This window comes from Embleya australiensis (assembly GCF_051903075.1).
Classification (GTDB): Bacteria; Actinomycetota; Actinomycetes; order Streptomycetales; family Streptomycetaceae; genus Embleya.
The window spans coordinates 2,276,528-2,293,874 of sequence record NZ_CP182423.1; the positions used below are offsets into that span (position 1 = coordinate 2,276,528).

General features: G+C 73.1%; 13 protein-coding genes. 8 read left to right on the plus strand and 5 right to left on the minus strand.

Annotated features, from left to right (window positions below):
- The first annotated feature begins 124 nt into the window (after nt 1-124).
- Nucleotides 125-1,822 carry a bifunctional 3'-5' exonuclease/DNA polymerase gene (locus tag ACMXN5_RS40220; RefSeq protein WP_439681382.1) on the plus strand — a complete coding sequence of 566 codons (1,698 nt, stop codon included), beginning with the start codon at nt 125-127 and terminating at the stop codon, nt 1,820-1,822.
- A gap of 24 nt (nt 1,823-1,846) precedes the next feature.
- Here the strand turns inward: ACMXN5_RS40220 and ACMXN5_RS40225 are convergent, their stop codons facing one another.
- Together ACMXN5_RS40225 and ACMXN5_RS40230 are read right to left on the minus strand one after the other, a co-directional pair.
- Nucleotides 1,847-2,827: a GlxA family transcriptional regulator gene (locus tag ACMXN5_RS40225; RefSeq protein ID WP_439679836.1), complete on the minus strand. Its 981-nt coding sequence runs from the start codon at nt 2,825-2,827 to the stop codon at nt 1,847-1,849.
- Nucleotides 2,828-2,958: 131 nt separating this feature from the next.
- Complete coding sequence (locus ACMXN5_RS40230) at nt 2,959-3,816, minus strand: S1 family peptidase (RefSeq protein WP_439679837.1); 858 nt, start codon at nt 3,814-3,816, stop codon at nt 2,959-2,961.
- Nucleotides 3,817-3,974: 158 nt separating this feature from the next.
- Between ACMXN5_RS40230 and ACMXN5_RS40235 the strand changes: the two genes are divergently transcribed.
- The 6 genes from ACMXN5_RS40235 to ACMXN5_RS40260 all read left to right on the plus strand — a co-directional run bounded on the left by ACMXN5_RS40235 (nt 3,975) and on the right by ACMXN5_RS40260 (nt 13,992).
- Nucleotides 3,975-4,994, plus strand: coding sequence for a GlxA family transcriptional regulator (locus ACMXN5_RS40235; RefSeq protein WP_439679838.1), 1,020 nt, complete (start codon nt 3,975-3,977; stop codon nt 4,992-4,994).
- A gap of 234 nt (nt 4,995-5,228) precedes the next feature.
- Nucleotides 5,229-5,738, plus strand: coding sequence for a mycothiol transferase (locus tag ACMXN5_RS40240; RefSeq protein ID WP_395793057.1), 510 nt, complete (start codon nt 5,229-5,231; stop codon nt 5,736-5,738).
- A 57-nt stretch (nt 5,739-5,795) separates the two neighbouring features.
- Nucleotides 5,796-6,467, plus strand: a complete 672-nt coding sequence (locus ACMXN5_RS40245; protein WP_439679839.1) for a class I SAM-dependent DNA methyltransferase — start codon at nt 5,796-5,798, stop codon at nt 6,465-6,467.
- A gap of 158 nt (nt 6,468-6,625) precedes the next feature.
- Nucleotides 6,626-8,635: an FUSC family protein gene (locus ACMXN5_RS40250; protein WP_439679840.1), complete on the plus strand. Its 2,010-nt coding sequence runs from the start codon at nt 6,626-6,628 to the stop codon at nt 8,633-8,635.
- Nucleotides 8,636-8,702: 67 nt separating this feature from the next.
- Nucleotides 8,703-9,449: a Clp protease N-terminal domain-containing protein gene (locus ACMXN5_RS40255; protein WP_439679841.1), complete on the plus strand. Its 747-nt coding sequence runs from the start codon at nt 8,703-8,705 to the stop codon at nt 9,447-9,449.
- Nucleotides 9,450-9,816: 367 nt separating this feature from the next.
- Complete coding sequence (locus ACMXN5_RS40260) at nt 9,817-13,992, plus strand: molybdopterin-dependent oxidoreductase (RefSeq protein ID WP_439679842.1); 4,176 nt, start codon at nt 9,817-9,819, stop codon at nt 13,990-13,992.
- Between the two features lie 31 nt (nt 13,993-14,023).
- Here the strand turns inward: ACMXN5_RS40260 and ACMXN5_RS40265 are convergent, their stop codons facing one another.
- The 3 genes from ACMXN5_RS40265 to ACMXN5_RS40275 form a co-directional block, all read right to left on the minus strand.
- Nucleotides 14,024-14,572 carry an MOSC domain-containing protein gene (locus tag ACMXN5_RS40265; RefSeq protein WP_439679843.1) on the minus strand — a complete coding sequence of 183 codons (549 nt, stop codon included), beginning with the start codon at nt 14,570-14,572 and terminating at the stop codon, nt 14,024-14,026.
- A gap of 85 nt (nt 14,573-14,657) precedes the next feature.
- A complete protein-coding gene (locus ACMXN5_RS40270) occupies nt 14,658-15,461 on the minus strand; it encodes a methyltransferase domain-containing protein (protein WP_439679844.1) in 804 nt (267 codons plus the stop codon).
- A 361-nt stretch (nt 15,462-15,822) separates the two neighbouring features.
- Nucleotides 15,823-16,593, minus strand: coding sequence for a helical backbone metal receptor (locus ACMXN5_RS40275; RefSeq protein WP_439679845.1), 771 nt, complete (start codon nt 16,591-16,593; stop codon nt 15,823-15,825).
- Nucleotides 16,594-16,649: 56 nt separating this feature from the next.
- Here ACMXN5_RS40275 and ACMXN5_RS40280 point away from each other — a divergent pair, with 56 nt between their 5' ends.
- Nucleotides 16,650-17,330 (plus strand): MSMEG_1061 family FMN-dependent PPOX-type flavoprotein, encoded by a 681-nt coding sequence (locus tag ACMXN5_RS40280; protein ID WP_439679846.1) that lies wholly within the window; start codon nt 16,650-16,652, stop codon nt 17,328-17,330.
- Nucleotides 17,331-17,347: the final 17 nt, after the last annotated feature.

A 17,347-nucleotide genomic window follows, 5' to 3' on the forward strand; every position in this document is an offset into this window, starting at 1 on the left:
TCGTGCGCATTCGGTGCGGCGGGAGGAGGTGGGCCGTGGATTCGACTCGGTGCGGGGTGCGCCGTGCCTCGGTCGACCGGGTCCGGCCGGGAGTGTGGTGCGGGTGAGGGCGCCTCGCGTGGCCGTGGCGCCCGACGCCTATGGGCACGGGGGATGGCTGCGGCCGCTCGGGGACGACGGGGTGCCGCTCGGGGCGGCCGTCCACGTGACCGATCTGGTCGCGGCGGTGGCCGACTTCGAGGCCGCGCCGGTGCCGCCCCGATGGGTGTGGGCGTCGGCGGAGAGTGCGTACGCGCCGTTGTTGCCCTCCCGGGTGAGTCGCTGCCACGACCTCGCGCTGGTCGAGTCGCTGCTGCTCGCGCACGAGGAGCGGGTCGGCGAACCCCGCTCGCTGGGCGCGGCCTGGGCCCGGCTGAAGGGCCTGCCGGTGCCCGAGGACCTGCCGATCGGCGTCGCCGACGCGCAGGACAGCCTGTTCGTCCCCGATCGGCTGCGGCTGCCCGCCGGCGTCGACGCGCTGGAGGCCGTGGTGGCGGTGCACGCCGACCAGGTGCGCCGCATCGACGCGATCGAGGACGCCGCCCGCCGCTCCCGCTTCCGGCTCCTGGTCGCCGCCGAGTCGGCCGGCGGGCTGGCCGCGGCCGAGATGGCCGCCGACGGGCTGCCCTGGCGGGTCGACGTACACGACGCGCTGCTCACCGAACTGCTCGGCGCCCGGCCCCGGGTCGCGGGCACGCCGCCGCAACACCTCGCCGACCTGGCCGAACAACTGCGCGCGGCGCTCGGCGGGCGGGCGTTCAACCCCGATTCGCATCCGCAGGTGCTGAAGGCGTTCGCCGATCAGGGCGTACGGCTCACCTCGACCCGCACCTGGTACCTGCGCGACGTGGCCCACCCGGCCGCCGCCCTGTTGATCAAGTACAAGGAACTCGCCCGCCTGCACGCCGCGCACGGGTGGGCGTGGCAGGACACCTGGGTGCGCGGCGGCCGATTCCGCCCCGAGTACGTCGTCGGGGGCGTTGTCACCGGCCGCTGGGCCGGTCGCGGCGGCGGCGCGCTGCAGATCCCGCGCGTCCTGCGCGGCGCGGTCGTGGCCGACCCCGGGTGGCGGCTGGTGGTCGCCGACGCGGCGCAGCTGGAGCCGCGCGTGCTGGCCGCGATGTCGGGCGACGCCGGGCTGGCCCGTTCCGCCGCCGCCGGCGACCTGTACGAGGCGTTGGCCAAGGCCGCCTTCCAGGGTGATCGGGCCAAGGCCAAACTCGGCCTGCTCGGTGCGATGTACGGCCAGACCAGCGGCGACATCGGTCCGCTCCTGACCACCCTGCGGCGGCGGTATCCGGACGCGATGGGCTACGTCGAGGCCGCCGCGCGCACCGGCGAGGAGGGCGGCATCGTCCGGTCGCGGCTCGGGCGTACCTGCCCGCCGCCCTCTTCCGCCTGGCTCGACCTCGCCGAGGGCGGCGCGAGCGGCGAACCAGGCGCCGACCGCACCGACGACGCGGGCGCCCGATCCACGCGCGCCCGGGGCCGTTTCACCCGCAACTTCGTCATCCAGGCCAGTGCCGCCGACTGGGCGCTGGCCCTGCTCGCCGCGCTGCGCCGTCGGCTCGCCCGCTACGACGCGTCCCCGTCGGGCCGCCCGCATCTGGTCTTCTTCCAACACGACGAGTTCATCGTGCACAGCCCCGCGGACCTGACCGAGGCGGTTTCCGCCGCGATCACCGAGGCGGCGGAGGAGGCCCGGACCCTGGTCTTCGGCGACACGCCCGTCCTGCTGCCCCTGGTGCCGACGGCGACCCGGACCTACGCCGAGGCCAAGTAGCGCACGCCGCCCGCACGGTCGGCCTCAACCGGATCCGGGCCGGGGGCGGGATCGGCCCTCGGCGACCCGGTGGGCCCGGCGGTAGGCGCTCGGGGTGGTGTCGGTGAGGGCGCGGAAGTGTCGGCGCATGGCGGCCGGTGTGCCGAAGCCCGTGCGGTCCGCGATCAGTCCGACGGGGAAGTCGGTTTCCCGGAGCAGGCGTTGCGCCTCTTCCAGGCGGATGCGGAGCAGGTATTGGAGCGGGCTCAGACCCGTGTGCGCGTGGAAGCGGCGGGTGAGGCTGCTGACGCTGGTCCGGGCGTGGGCGGCGAGGCCGGCGACGGTGAGCGGCTCGTGGAGGTGCTCCCGCATCCAGCGCAGTGTCGGGTCCAGCCCGACGCTTTCGGCGACCTCCCGGGCGATTGCCTCCTGGACGTCGTCGGCGTACACGTGCAGCGGGGTGATGAGTTCCCGGCTCGTCGCCTCGGCCACCCGCCGGCCGTGGTCGTGCGCCAGGATCCGCAGGCAGACGTCGATGCCGCCGAAGACGCCCGCGGCGGTGAGGAAGGGGCCGTCCTCGATCGCGATGCCGAGCGGGTCGACGTCGATGTCGGGGTGCAGCTCGGCCAGTTCGTCGGTGTGGCGTCGGTTGGTGGTGGCTCGGCGTCCGCTCAGGAGTCCGGTCGCGGCGAGGGTGAAGGTCCCGGTGTCGACGGCGGCGATCCGGCCGCCGTGCGATGCCGCGGCGCGCAGTGCCGCGAGGACACCGGCCGGCGGCGCGTCCCGGAAGCCGTCGTGGCCCGGGACCAGTACGACGTCCGCGTCCGCGAGGGCATCGAGTCCGTAGGGCGCGCCGATCCGCAACCCGGCCGGCCCGCCGGTCACCCGCGGCCCGGGCCCCGAACAGATCCTGATCTCGTATGCGACGCCGCGATGTTCGCGCCCGGCGACCCCGAACACCAGCCCGGGGGCGGTGAGCTGGTGCTCGGGGACCCCGTCGAGGGCGAGCACGGCGATAACCGACATGACCGAATCCAACCACTCGCGGTCCACCGAAGCCGCACACCACATCGACACGCCACGCACCCGTCGCGCGGCCCGCCCGACGCGGGGTGTCCCACGTCGGGCGGGCCGGGGCTGGGCGGCGGCGGATCGGGCTACTTGTTGTTGTGCATCGTCGTGTGGATCCAGCTCTTGTACGCGGTGTCGTTCGTGTACAGGCCCGGGCCCGTCGCGCAGCCCGGCTTGCCGTCGCCGTCGCCGGACGTGGTGCCGATCAGCTCCCACCGGCCGGCGCGGTTCTTTTGGATCTGCGGGCCGCCGGAGTCGCCGAAGCAGGCCATGGCGTTGAGCTTGCGGCTGACCGTGCACAGGCGCGTGCCGTCGGTGCGGCCGTTGCACTCGGCGCTGGTGCCCAGGCGGGTGTCCAGCTCCTGGAGCCGGGTCGGGAAGACCGCGTTGTCCAGGCTGTCCGGGTCGACGATCGTGCCGAAGCCGAGAAGTCGAGTCGGCGTGCCCACCGGCCCGGCCTGCTTGGCGAGCTTGATCGGCTTCTCCTTGACCGGCCGGTCCAGGCGGATCAACGCGAGGTCGTTCACGTTGTAGCCACCCTCCTCGGCGGGCTGCGAGTAGCCGGGGTGCATCACGATCTTGTCGATCTTGCGAACAGTGCCGCCCTGCGTGCGGTTCTCGCTGCCGATCCGCACCGTCCCCGCCAGTTCGATCGGCAGCTCACGGTCGACACAGTGCGCCGCGGTGAGCACCCACTGCTTGTCGATCAAGGTGGCCCCGCACCCGGCGTCCACGCCCGCCGCCTTCATCGGCACATACGCCATGAACTGGTACTTCTCGGTCGAGTCCTGACCGTTGACGATCGCCCCGGCGCTGCCGGCGAAGGCCGTGGTGCCGAGCACCAGTGCCGCTCCCGTGGCCGTGAGCGCCTTGGCGACCAGGCCGCGCCGGCGGCGCGGGGCGGCGCCGGTGTCGGCGGTGGAACGCGAGGTGGTTGCGCGCATGTGGTGACCTTTCGTGGAGGGAGTATCGGCCGCACAGGGGTGCGGCGGCCGTACCCGGGGCCGGACGTCTCCCGCGTCCGGCCCCGTGTTGTCCATCCTCGGCGCGGCGGCCGGCTCGAAACAGCCGTCTCGATGTCGTCCTCGGTTAGATTCCGGACATGCCAGTGATCGCCGTGCTCGCGCTCGACGGAATCCCCGGGCATCAGCTCACCGCCCCCGGACTGGTCTTCGGCACCGCCGCCCGGCATCACCCACCGGTCGCCTACGACCTGCGGATCTGTACCGCCCCGGGCTTCACGGCGACCGGCGAACCCGGGTCCTTTCGGGTGGAGGCGCCCTGGGACCCGGCCGTTCTGGAAGAGGCGGACACGGTCCTGATCCCGGGGCACGCGGCCTTTCGCGACGAACCCGCGCCGGAGATCGTAGCCGCGCTTCGGGGCGTGGCCGCACGCGGCGGCCGGATCGGCGCGGTCGGCACCGGAACGTTCACCCTCGCGGCCACCGGCCTCCTGGACGGCCGGCGCGCGGCCACCGCCCGGCGGTACACCCGGGAACTGGCCCGGCGTCACCCCCGGATCGAGGTCGACCCCGAGGGCGAGGTGGTCGCCGACGGCGGTTTCCGCTCCGCCGCCGGGGTGCTCGGCGGCGTCGATCTGTACCTCGACCTGATCACGCTCGACTACGGCCTGGGTGTGGCCATCGAGACCGAGCGGCAGCTGTTCCTGCAACTGCACGCCCCCGCCGAGGACATCGACGCCGACGGCCCGGACGACGCCGCGCACAGCGCTTACACCCCACCCGGCAGCAGCCTCGAACCGACCACCGCGTGGCTGGCGGCCAACCTGCACCACCCGATCGCGCTCGCCGACATCGCCGGCCGCGCGGGACTGGGCGTGCGCAGCCTCACCCGGCGATTTCGCGCCGAGACCGGGCTCTCCCCGCTCCAATACCTGCTCCGCATCCGGATCCAGCGCGCCCAGTGGCTGCTGGAGCGCACCGAGGACCCGGTCGAACGCATCGCGGCGCAGACCGGCCTGGGCACCCCCGCGAATCTGCGCGCCCACTTCCTGCGCGCGACCGGCACCACGCCGAGCGTCTACCGCGCGGCCTTCCGTTCCCTCGTCGCCGACTTCACCCCCTCGCAGCAGTCGCACCACCCGAACCGAAACCCGGAGTGAGCCGACGAATTGCGATTGCCGCCCCCACCCGGGAAGACACGGCCCGCCTCGGCCCGGTCCTGCGTGACCCGTAGGGGCGGTTCGCCGCCGTCGGGGCCGCGCGGCAGGTGTACGACCGGCAGCGGACGGGGCAGGAGTAGCAGACGAGCGGGACGACGCGGAAGACCAGGACGACATGGACGACATGGACGACATGGACGCCACGGCGGTGGAACGAGTGGAGCGAGGGGTTCGATGAACAGCGCGGAGCTACTGGTCGACGCATTCGGCCGAGTGCAGGAGGTCGTGCACCAGGCGGTCGCCGATCTGACGCCCGACCAACTGGCCGAGCGACTGGACGACGACGCGAACTCGATCGCGTGGCTGATCTGGCATCTGGCCCGGGTCCAGGACGACCACGTCGCCGACGTCGCGGGCCTGGAGCAGGTGTGGACCGCGCAGGACTGGCACAAACGTTTCGAACTGCCGTTCCCGGTCCGGGCGATCGGCTACGGGCAGGACACGAAGGCGGTGGCCGCGGTGCGGGTGGACTCGGCGGACCTGCTCACCGGCTACTACGACGCGGTACACGAGCAGACCATCGGGTACGTCCGCGACCTGACGCCCGCCGACCTGGATCGGGTCGTGGACGAGGCGTGGACGCCGGCGGTCACCCTGGGCGTACGGCTGGTCAGCGTGATCGGCGACGACCTCCAGCACGCGGGGCAGGCGGCGTTCATCCGGGGCATCCTGCTGCGTCGTTAGGACTGCCCTTCCTGCCTTCGCTCCCCGCCCTTCCCACGGAGGAAAGGACGCCGTCCCATGGCCCCCGATCCCGTTTCGCCCTCCCCGTCGGCACACGGCGCACGATCCCCCGCCGCCGCGTTGTTCGACGCCATCGGGGCGGGCTACGAAAACGCGTTCGCCGATCTGCCCGAACAACTGGCCGCACTGGACTGGCTGATCGCCGAACTCCCGCCCGGCTCGAAGGTGCTGGACATCGGATCCGGTACGGGCCGGCCGACCGCCGAGCGGCTGACCGCGGCCGGTCACCGGGTGACCGGGATCGACGTCTCGGCGACCATGGTCGAACTGGCCCGGGCCCGGGTCCCGGGCGCCGTTTTCGAACAGGTGGACGCCCGCGACCTCGTTGACGACGACGCGGCCTGGGACGCGATCTGCGCGTTCTTCCCGTTCCTGCAATTGCCGCGCGCCGACCTGGACCATCAACTCGAACGCCTGGGTGCCCGACTCGTGCCCGGCGGGCTGCTCGCGTTCGCGACGGTGCCGGCCGAGGCGGACGGCGTGGAGATCGACTGGCTGGGCCACCGGGCCCGGGTGACCAGCCACGCGCGAGAGGAACTACTCGTGCGTCTGCGTGCCGCCGGTCTGGAGATCCTGCACCAGCGGGTCAGCGTGTTCCATCCCCACCACCCCGCCGCCGGGCCGGAGGAACAACTCTTCGTACACGCGCGCAAGTCCGCCGCGGGCTGAGCCGCCGCGGGTTGAGCGGTCGCGGGCCGAGCCGTCGCGGCCGGGGCGCCGGCCGGCCGCCGGAGGTCGGTCGGTACCGTTGACCCGGCAGCGGAATGCCGCACTCATCCGGCTCCGCGCGCCTTGTCCGTCCGCCTCGCCTCGTTCGGGATCCTGTGATGACGATGACCGAACGTGCGGAGCCGAGCGACGACGGGCGGCCCGACGGCGCCGCCGCCCGGTCCGGCCGCCTCGCGCCGCCGGAGTGGCTGGCCCTGACCCTGCGCGCCACCCCGGGCCCGATGCCGAAGGCCGCCGCGGTGCGCGCCGCGATCGGCATCGGCGCGCCGCTCGCGGTGGGTGTGCTCGTCGACGACACCGCCTCCGGCGCGCTCGTGGCCATCGGCGCGCTGGGCGCGGTCTTCGGGGACACCGCCGACGCCTACCGGCTGCGCGTACTCAACATCGCCGTCCCGCAGATCGTCGGCGCGATCGGACTCGCTCTCGGCAGCGCGCAGTTCGGCCACGGCTGGTCCGCCGTCGCGATGCTCACCGTGCTCGCGCTGGTCGCCGGGATGATCAGCACGATCGGCGCGGTGGCCTCGGCGTCCGGCCTGAACCTGCTGCTGATGGCGGTGATCGGGGCCGGCCTGCCGATGCCCTCGCCGTGGTGGCGCGCGCCGATGTTGACCCTGGCCGGGGCCGGGCTGGTGCTGCTGATGGCGCTGCTCGCCTGGCCCGCGCGCTCGCGCATCCCCGAACGGGACGCGGTCGCCGACGCGTACGACGCGACCGCGAACCTGTTGGCGGCGGCCGGCACCGAGGAGTGGGAGCCGGCCCGGGCCGAGGTGACGTTGACCCTCAACCACGCGTACGACCTGCTGCTCGGGCGGCGGGCGGTGGCACCGGGCCGCAGCCGTGGCATGTCGCGGCTGGTCGCGCTGCTGAACGCGGTCGGCCCGCTGGTCGAGGCGGGCACCGCGACGCACGCCGAGGAGCGCTCCGTGGCCGAGGTCGACGTGGCCACCGTGCGCGAGATCGCGGCGGCGGTGCGCGGCGGTACGGTCCCCGTCGGCTCGGCCGACCGCTCGGGGGTGTGCGCTCCGGCCGATCGTGCGGTGGCCGCCGCGATCACCCATGCCCGGGAGACGTTGTCCGGCGCGTACCGGGTGCCCGATCGGGTCGGCCGCCCGGGTGCGCTGCCCGAGCGGGTGGCGGCCGGCGCGCGTGCTCTGCTGGTGTCGGCGGAGTCGTGGCGGTACGGGCTGCGGCTGATGTTGTGCATCGGCGTGGCCCAGGCACTGGTGTCCGTGGTGGACGTACCGCGCTCGTACTGGGTGCCGCTGACCGTCACGTTCGTCCTCAAACCGGACTTCGGCTCGGTGTTCTCCCGGGCCCTGCTGCGCGCGCTGGGTACGGCAGCCGGGCTGGTGGTGGCGGGCGTGATCCTGGAATTCGTGCCGCGCGGAGGATGGGAGGTGCCGGTCGTGCTCGTGCTCGCGGCGGCGCTGCCGATACTCTCCCGGCGCGGCTACGGCTATCAGACCGCGGTGATCACGCCGCTGATCCTGATCCTGTCCGATCTGCTGGGGCACCAGGGCGTCGGGCTGCTCGCGCCGCGCCTGGTGGACAGCCTGATCGGCTGCGCGATCGTGCTGGTCGTGGGCTATGCGCTGTGGCCGGAGAGCTGGCACACCCGGGTCGGCGCGCGGTTGGCCACCGCGATCGAGGACACCGCGCGCTACATCGAGTGCGCGTTCGACGAGAACGCCGACCAGGCCGCCCGGGCCCGGACCCGGCGGCGGATCTATCGCGATCTGTCCGACGTACGGACCGAGTTCCAGCGCGCGCTCGGCGAACCGCCGCCGGCGGGCGCCCGGGCGGCGGCCTGGTGGCCGCTGATCGTGGCGGTGGAGCGGGTGATCGACACGGGTACGGCCGCGGCGGTGCACACCGCGCACGGCGCGCCGCCGCCCTCGCCGGAGGCGGCGGCGCACATCGCCGCCGAACTGCGGGCGTTGGCGGCGTCGATGCGCTCCGAGGGCCTGGGTGCGGTGGGGGCGGTTCCGGCGGCGGCGGCGGTGGAGGAGCCGCAGGACGTGTTCTCCGACGTGCGCAGGGAGGTGCGTTCGGTGCGCTCGACGCTGGACGGGCCGTCGGAGGCATCGGAGCAGCCGAAGAAGCCTTGAGAGTCGGCGCCGATACGAGCGTCAACCAAGGGTTGACCAATCATGGTGGTCAACCTACGGCTGACGCATGGAGAATCCCGCGCGCATGACCAACCCGGTCCGGCTCGACGATCTCATCGAAACCATCAAGCAGACCCACTCCGACATCCTGGAACAACTGTCCGGCGCGGTGATCGTGTCCGATCACCTCGGCGAGGTGGCCGACCACCTCATCGGCCACTTCGTGGACCAGGCCCGCCGCTCCGGCGCGTCCTGGAAGGACATCGGCGCCGGCATGGGTGTGACCAAGCAGGCGGCGCAGAAGCGCTTCGTCCCCAAGGCCGCCGGCGAGTCCGAGCTCGATCCGCGGCAGGGCTTCGGCCGGTTCACCGCCCGGGCCCGCAACCTGGTGGTGGTGGCGCAGAACGAGGCGCACGCGGCGGGCAACGTCGAGATCGGTCCGGTGCACCTGATCCTCGGCCTGATCGCCGACCCCGCCTCGCTCGCCGCCGCGGCCGTGGTCGCCCAGGGGGTCACGCTGGACGCGCTCCGGGAGGCGGCCCGCGCCGAACTGCCGCCGACCGTCGAGACGGTGCCCGACCTCGTTCCCTACGACGCGGCGGCCCGCAAGGTCCTGGAACTCACCCTCCGCGAGGCGCTGCGCCTGGGCCACAACTACGTCGGCACCGAGCATGTCCTGCTCGCCCTCCTGGAGTTCGAGGGCGACTCGGATGGCCTCCTCGGCGGCCTGGGCATCGACAAGACGGCCGTCGACGCGTATCTGGCCGAGGCACTGGCGGCCATCGCGGGCGCAGCCGACGGATCGCAGGACTGAGCCCGCACCGCGATCGGTGGTGTCGTCCACCACCACGACTGCCCGAGCGGCGTCGTCGCCGGCCCAGCGCCGGGGACGACGCCGCTTCGGTGTTCCCGTCCGACTCACCCGGCACCGTCGCTTCCGGCGTCATCCTCGCGTCGATCCCCGGACGCGGCCCGCCTCACCGTGGTGACCGGGCGTTTGTGCGGTCGACGTAACCCCCGACGCGGGGGCGTGTGATGTTCGTGAAACCGCCGCTCTTTAGCGTCCCGGACATGGGGCTCGGGCGGCGGTGGCCGCACCAGCGCCGCGCGGCCGGGGGCGTACCGGCATATATAGGTGTGTACCGGAAGTTCCGGAGAATGCCGGGAAAGGGGTGTCGCCAGTGGGATCGGAGCCGAAGGCGGCCGACGACACCGTGCGGACCGTCTGCTCGTACTGCGGGGTCGGCTGCGGCATGCTCCTCGACATCGCGGTCGACTCCGCGACCGGCCGGCGCACCGTGCTCAAGGCGCGCGGTGACCGGGCGCACCCGACGAATCGGGGGCGGCTGTGTACGAAGGGCGCCACCAGCGCCGAACTGCTCACCGCCCCGGGGCGGTTGACCACCGCGCTGGTCCGCGCCGAGCGCGACGCCGCGCCGACGCCGACCGGGGTGGACGCGGCGATCACCACGACCGCCCGGCGGTTGCGCGAGATCCTGGACGCGCACGGCCCGGACGCGCTGGCCTTCTACGTCTCCGGCCAACTCACCCTGGAGGCCCAGTATCTGGCCACCAAGCTGGCCAAGGGCTTTGTGGGTACCAACCGCATCGAGTCGAACTCGCGGTTGTGCATGGCCAGTGCCGGAAGTGGCTACAAACTCTCCCTGGGCGCGGACGGACCGCCCGGCTCGTACCAGGACTTCGAACACGCCGACGTCTTCCTGGTGATCGGCGCCAACATGGCCGACTGCCACCCGATCCTGTTCCTGCGCATGATGGACCGGGTCCGGGCGGGCGCCAAGCTGATCGTGGTCGACCCGCGTCGCACCGCCACCGCCGCCAAGGCCGACCTGTTCCTGCAGATCCGTCCCGGCACCGATCTGGCCCTGCTGAACGGCCTGTTGCACCTCCTCGTGGAGAACGGCGACACCGATCCCGCGTTCATCGCCGAGTGCACCGAGGGCTGGGACGAGATGCCGGAGTTCCTGCGGGACTACCCGCCGGCGCGGGTCGCCGAGCTGACCGGCCTGGCCGAGCAGGACATCGGGCAGGCCGCGCGGTGGATCGGCGCGGCGGGGGAGTGGACCAGCTGCTGGACGATGGGGCTCAACCAGAGCACCCACGGCACCTGGAACACCAACGCGCTGATCAACCTGCATCTCGCCACCGGCGCGATCTGCCGACCGGGCAGCGGCCCGTTCTCGCTGACCGGGCAGCCGAACGCGATGGGCGGCCGGGAAATGGGCTACATGGGCCCGGGGTTGCCCGGTCAGCGTTCGGTACTGGTGGCCGAGGACCGGGAGTTCGTCGAGCGGCTATGGGAGGTGCCCGCCGGGACGCTGCGTGCGGAGGCGGGCGGCGGCACGGTGGACCTGTTCGCTCGGATGGCCGCGGGTGACGTCAAGGCGTGCTGGATCATCTGCACCAACCCGGTCGCCTCGGTGGCCAACCGGGACGCGGTGATCGCGGGACTGCGGGCGGCTGAATTCGTGGTCGCCCAGGACGTGTTCGCGGACACCGAGACCAATGTGTACGCCGATGTGGTGCTGCCGGCCGCGATGTGGGCCGAGACCGAGGGCGTCATGGTCAACTCCGAACGTAATCTCACGCTGTCCCGGCAGGCTGTCGACCCGGTCGGCGAGGCGCTGCCCGACTGGCTGATCATCGCCCGGGTCGCGCGCGAGATGGGCTTCGCCGACGCCTTCGACTACGCCGGTGTCGAGGAGGTGTTCGACGAACTCCGGCGGGCCCGGAACCCGATGACCGGCTACGACCTGAGCGGGGTGAGCCACGAGCGGCTGCGCGAGACACCGGTGCAGTGGCCGAGCTCGGCGCCGGACGGGCCGGACCGTAACCCGATCCGATACCTGACGGCGGATGTCGCGGAACCGGGCGACGCGGGCGACACCCGCCGCCGGCCGCGCTTCCCGACCGCGAGCGGGCGGGCGGTGTTCTTCGCCCGGCCGCATCTGCCGCCCGCCGAACTGCCCGATCGGGACTACCCGATGGTGCTCAACACCGGCCGCGTGCAGCACCAGTGGCACACCATGACCAAGACCGGGCGGATCGACGCGCTCAACCGCCTCGACCCGGCACCGTTCGTGGAGATCCACCCCGAGGACGCACTGGAACTGGGCATCGAGGCGGGCGACGTGGTCGAAGTGGCCTCCCGACGCGGGCGCGTGGTGTTGCCCGCTCGGCCCACCGACCGGGTCCGGCCGGGCAACTGCTTCGTGCCGTTCCACTGGAACGAGCGGTTCGGCGCGTTCCTCGGGATCAACGCGGTCACGAACGACGCGGTCGACCCGATCTCCTTCCAGCCCGAATTCAAGGCCTGCGCGGTGGCGTTGACGAAGGTCGCGGGCCCGGTGCGCCCCGACCCGGTCGCGCCCTCGACCCCCGCTTCGGGACCGGACCCGGCCGCCGTCGCATCACCGTCGGCCCCGACCGACCCCGACATCCGCGCCGCAGCCGCGCTGCTCGGCCTCGGCGACCTCGCGCCGCCGGTGTACACGGACGAGGAACGGCGCTACCTGGCCGGATTCCTCGCGGGCGCGGCCGGATCCGGGACGAGCCGGGCGCTGGGCGTCCCGGTGCTGCCCGACCGGGCCCCGATCGCCCCGGCCCGGGTGCCGTGGGTCAACGGGCTCCTGGCGGGCCTGTTCTCCCGGACCGTCGAGATGCCCGCCGCCACGACCGCGGCCGTCGCGGTCGCCGACCTCACGGCCGAATCACCCGACGAGGGCGACGTGTTGGTGTTGTGGGCCTCGCAGACCGGCAACGCCGCCGAGTTGGCCGGCTCGATCGCCGGCCGACTGGCCGAGGCCGGGCGGCGACCCGTCGTGCGCGAGATGACCGAGCACAGTCCGGACACGCTGCCCAGCGGCGTACCCGTGCTCCTGATCACCAGCACCTTCGGCGACGGCGAGGCGCCCGACAACGGGGCCGGGTTCTGGGCGGCGCTGACCGGGGCCGGGCGGCCGGAGGTGCACGGGCTGCGCTACGCCGTGTTGGCCCTGGGCGACTCGGGCTATGCCGACTTCTGCGGGCACGGCCGCCGCCTCGACGAGCGGTTGGCCGAACTCGGCGGCACCCGGATCGCCCCACGCGCCGACTGCGAACCCGACTACGACCGAACCGCCGCGAGCTGGCTGGACGGGGTGCTGGCCGCGCTCGGCAGCACGGCGCCGACGCCCGGCGCACCGCCGCCGCCGCCGGCCGCCGTCGGCTACTCGAAGGCGGCGCCCTTCCCCGCCCTGCTGATCGGCGATCGACTGCTCGGTCTGCCCGAATCCGCCAAGGAGGTACGGCAGTTCACCTTCGATACGCGCGGCGGCGCACACGGCGACCTGGACTACGAGCCCGGGGACGCGCTCGGGGTCTGGCCGGTCAACCGCCCGGAGGCGGTGGCCGAATGGCTGGCCGCCACCGGCCTGGACCCGGCGACCCCCATCCCCGTGCCGGACCTGGGCGAACTCGCGCTCGGCGAGGCACTGCGGAGCCGGTTCGAAATCGCCCGGATCACCCCCGAACTGCTCCGGTTCGTCGCGGAGCGCACCCACGACCGGGACCTGGAGCGGCTGCTCCGGGCCGGCGGTCGGGACGAACTCGCCCGGTGGAGTTGGGGCCGCCAAGCGGTGGACGTGATCGGCGAGTTCGGGGTGCGGGCGGATCCGGTCGAGTGGGCCGGCGTGCTCAAGCGGCTGGAGCCGCGGCTGTACTCGATCTCCTCCAGCCCGCTCGCGCACCCCGGCGAGGTGCGGATCACCGTGTCCGTGGTGCGCTATCGCAACGAGGCCGGTGCCGAGCGGCAGGGGGTGTGCTCCGGGCATCTCGCGACGCTGGGCGCCGACGGGCCGGTGCCGGTATTCGTGCGCCGTTCCCCGCATTTCCGGCCGCCGACGGATCCGACGACACCCGCCGTGATGATCGGCCCCGGTACGGGCGTCGCACCGTTCCTGGGTTTTCTGGCCGATCGGCAGGCGCGCGGTCACACCGGGCCGAACTGGCTGTTCTTCGGCGAGCAGCGGCGGGCCACCGACTTCTACTACCGGGACGAACTCGCCGAGTTCCGCCGCGTCGGGCTGCTGGATCGGCTCGACCTGGCGTTCTCCCGCGACCAGCGGGCCAAGATCTACGTCCAGGACCGCATGCGTGAACACGGCCCGCGCATGTGGGACTGGTTGTCGCGCGGGGCGCACGTCTACGTCTGCGGCGACGCGGGTCGCATGGCCAAGGACGTCGACCGCGCGCTGCGCGAGATCGTGATCGCCCACGGTGGGCGGACCGAGGACGAAGCGGACGCGTACGTACGGCAGATGGTGGGGGAGCGGCGCTATGTGCGGGACGTGTACTAAGCAGTGAGCAGTGCGCGCCGGCGGTGCGGGCTCAGACCCGTTCCAGGGCGCGATGCGGCGGCGCGGGCACCTCGACCCGAATGGGATCGCCGGGTCGGATCTCGCCGCCGGCGCGGACCACGCCCATGATGCCCGCCTTGCGCACCAGGTTGCCCGCTTCGTCCCGACCGACGACCTCCTTGAGCAGGCCGGCGCGGAACGTGTTGATCTGCTGACACGGGTTGCGCAGTCCGGTCACCTCGACCACCGCCTCGGCGCCCAGGTGCAGCAGCGTGCCGGTGGGCAGGCCGAGCAGGTCGATCCCGCGCGTGGTCACGTTCTCGCCCAACTGCCCCGGAGCGACGGTGAATCCGGCGGCGGCCAGCTCCTGGTACAACTCGGCGTGGATGAGGTGTACCTGGCGCAGATTGGGCTGCGTGGGGTCGACCGCGACCCGCGATCGGTGTTGCACGGTGACGCCGAGGTGGGCGTCGCCCTCCACGCCGAGGCCGGCGAGGAGGCGGATGGTCTCGACATTCCCTTTGCGAAACGTGTGTTCGCCGCTCCGCGACACCGCCACCACGCCGCCGACCACGCCCATGGCGCCTCCTCGGTTTCCATAAGAGACTCACTGCGATCCGACGACACAGTACGACAACGCCCGCCCGCACCGCACGGGAGTCGGCCTATCGGCGGCGTCCCCACGCCGAGATCAGCGGCGCCAGGGCCAGGTCGAGCCGGCCGGCGGCGATGGTGGCCAGGTGGCGGTCGATCTCCTCGTCGCTCGCCAGGCCCTGTTCGACCAGGTGGTGCCGGACCTGCCGCACCGTGGCCGCCTCCAGTACGGCGCACGCCGGCGAGGTGATCGGGAAGTACGCGTCGGCCCGCACGTCGTCCAGCCCCGCCGCGCGCAGCAGACGTGGCAGGGTCCGGCCGTAGGCCAGATCGGCGCCGCGCGCCGCCATCAGGGCGCGGACGTCGGCCCGGAGTCGATTGGCGAGCCGCTGCTCCGGCCCCGACTCGTCCGGGCACGGCAACGGCTGCAACATCGGATCGGCGTCCTCGACAAGCAGTACGCCGCCGGGCCGCAGCGCCCCGACCATCCGACGCAGCGCCTCGGCGCGGTCGGCGACGTGGATCAGGACCAGCCGGGCGTGCACCAGGTCGAAGCCACCGGCCGGCGGCGGATCGACCGCGACATCGTGCGTGAACACCTCGATCACACCGCCGGCGACGTCCCGCGCCCAGGACACGTCGATGTCGGTGGCGACCACCGCCCCCGTCGACCCGACCCGCTCGGCCAGCCCCAACGGCACCGAGGTCCCGCCGGCCCCCACCTCCCAACACCGCATCCCGGCCCCGATCCCGAGCCGATCCACGTGCCCGAACGTCACCGGGTCGAACAACTTCGCAAGCGCCTCGAACCGAACCCCGGCCTCGGCCTGCCGGTTGTCCAACAGATAGCCCTGACCCCCACCGACTTCACCCATCCCCCAATCCTGCCCCCCGACAACACCACCCACCCACCTCACCCCACCTCACCCCACCCCACCCGCCCCGCGCCCGCCCGCAGCGCTGCGCCCGCCTCCCGCCCCGCGAGACACCGGGCTCCGGCGCACTCCCGCGAACGGGCGTCGCCTCGCTCTGGTAGGCAAGTCCCCACACCCCCGGGCCACGCCGCCTCAAAGGTGCCGCTCCGCCATGGACACGTACGGGAACGCGAACACGTTCGGCCTGATGAACAAGGCTCGGTCCCGCGCGAGGGGAGGACATCCGGACGCACGCGCTGGGTGCCAAGGTGGACGGGAAGCTGGTCGGCATCACGCACTTCCGCGAGTGCGCCGCACCGGGTTACCCGTCGAACCGGCCGGCGGCCGCCAGTTGCCCGGCGAGCACCCCGGGGGCCGCCGCCAACGACGGGCCGTACCAGGTGAGATGGCGCCCGTCGACCAGTGCGACCGGAAGGCCGGGGAACGCCTCCGGGCCGTCCTCGGTGGTGAACCGGTAGGGCTCGTCCGGGAGCACCACCAAGTCGGGCTCGGCGGCGCGGAGTTCGTCGAGGGAGACCTTCGGCCAACGTTCCGCGTGCTGCGCGAACACGTTGGTCAGGCCGAAGCGGGCCAGCACGTCGGCGGCGAAGGTGTCCCGGCCGGCGACCATCCACGGCCGCCGCCACACCGGGACGATCGCGCGGCGCGGCGGGGCCGCCGGCAGCCCCGCCCACGCGGCCCGGCAGGCGGCGAGCCAGGGCGGTGCCGGCAGTCGGCAGCCGAGCACGAGCATGCGCTCCAGCGCGGTGAAGGCCTCGTCCAGACCGCGAACCCGGGTGACCCACACGGCGATTCCGGCCGCCCGCAGCGCGGCCAGGTCGGCCGGTCGGTTCTCCTCCTCGTTGGCCAGGACCAGATCCGGGGCAAGGGCGCGGATGGCGTCCAGGTCCGGATTCTTGGTGCCCCGGATCCGGACCACGTCCAGGTCGGCGGGATGCGTACACCAGTCGGTGGCGCCGACCAGCAGGCCGGGCGCGCTCACCGCGACCGCCTCGGTGAGCGAGGGCACCAGCGAGACCACCCGCCGCACCTCGTCGGGCACCGGCACGGGCAGATCGAGATCGTCGCGCATGCCCCGACCCTACGGGGACCGACCGGCCGTTCGGGAGCACCACCTAGGGTGGCGGCATGATCACCAGCACCGAGAACCCCGTCGCGGAGCGCGGTCCCAGTCTGTTCGACGCGTTGAGCGCGGACGCGATATCCGACGTCACGGGCCTGCGCGAGCTGTACGAGCATCCGGGCGCGGCCGCCGCGGCCAAGGAGATGGACCGGCTCACCGAGAAGACCCGCGCGCTGGTCGGCTGCGCGTCGTTGGTCTTCGTCGCCAGTACCGACGCCGCCGGCCGCTGCGATGTCACCCCTCGCGGCGGCCCGGCCGGGTTCGTCACCGTGCTCGACGACCGCACCCTGGTCATCCCCGACGCCACCGGCAACAAGCGCCTCGACACGCTGCACAACGTGGTGGCGACCGGCCGGGTCGGTCTGCTGTTCGTGATTCCCGGGCGCACCACCACACTTCGCGCCAACGGGCGCGCGTGCGTGTCCGCGCGGCCCGAGTTGCTCGCGCGGCTCACGCCGGTGGGCAAGCCCCCGGTCAGCGCGCTCGTGGTCGAGCTGGACGAGGTGTACCCGCACTGCCCCAAGGCGCTGCTGCGCAGTTCGGCCTGGAAGCCGGACGGTTGGCTGCCGGCCGACGCCCAGCCGAGTTCGGCCGAGGTGACCCTGGCCCAGCTGCGCATGCCCGGGTTGACCATCGAGGCCGTCCGACAGGCGGAGGAGGACTCGTTGAAGTACCGGTACGAGTAGCCGGCGACCACGCCCGA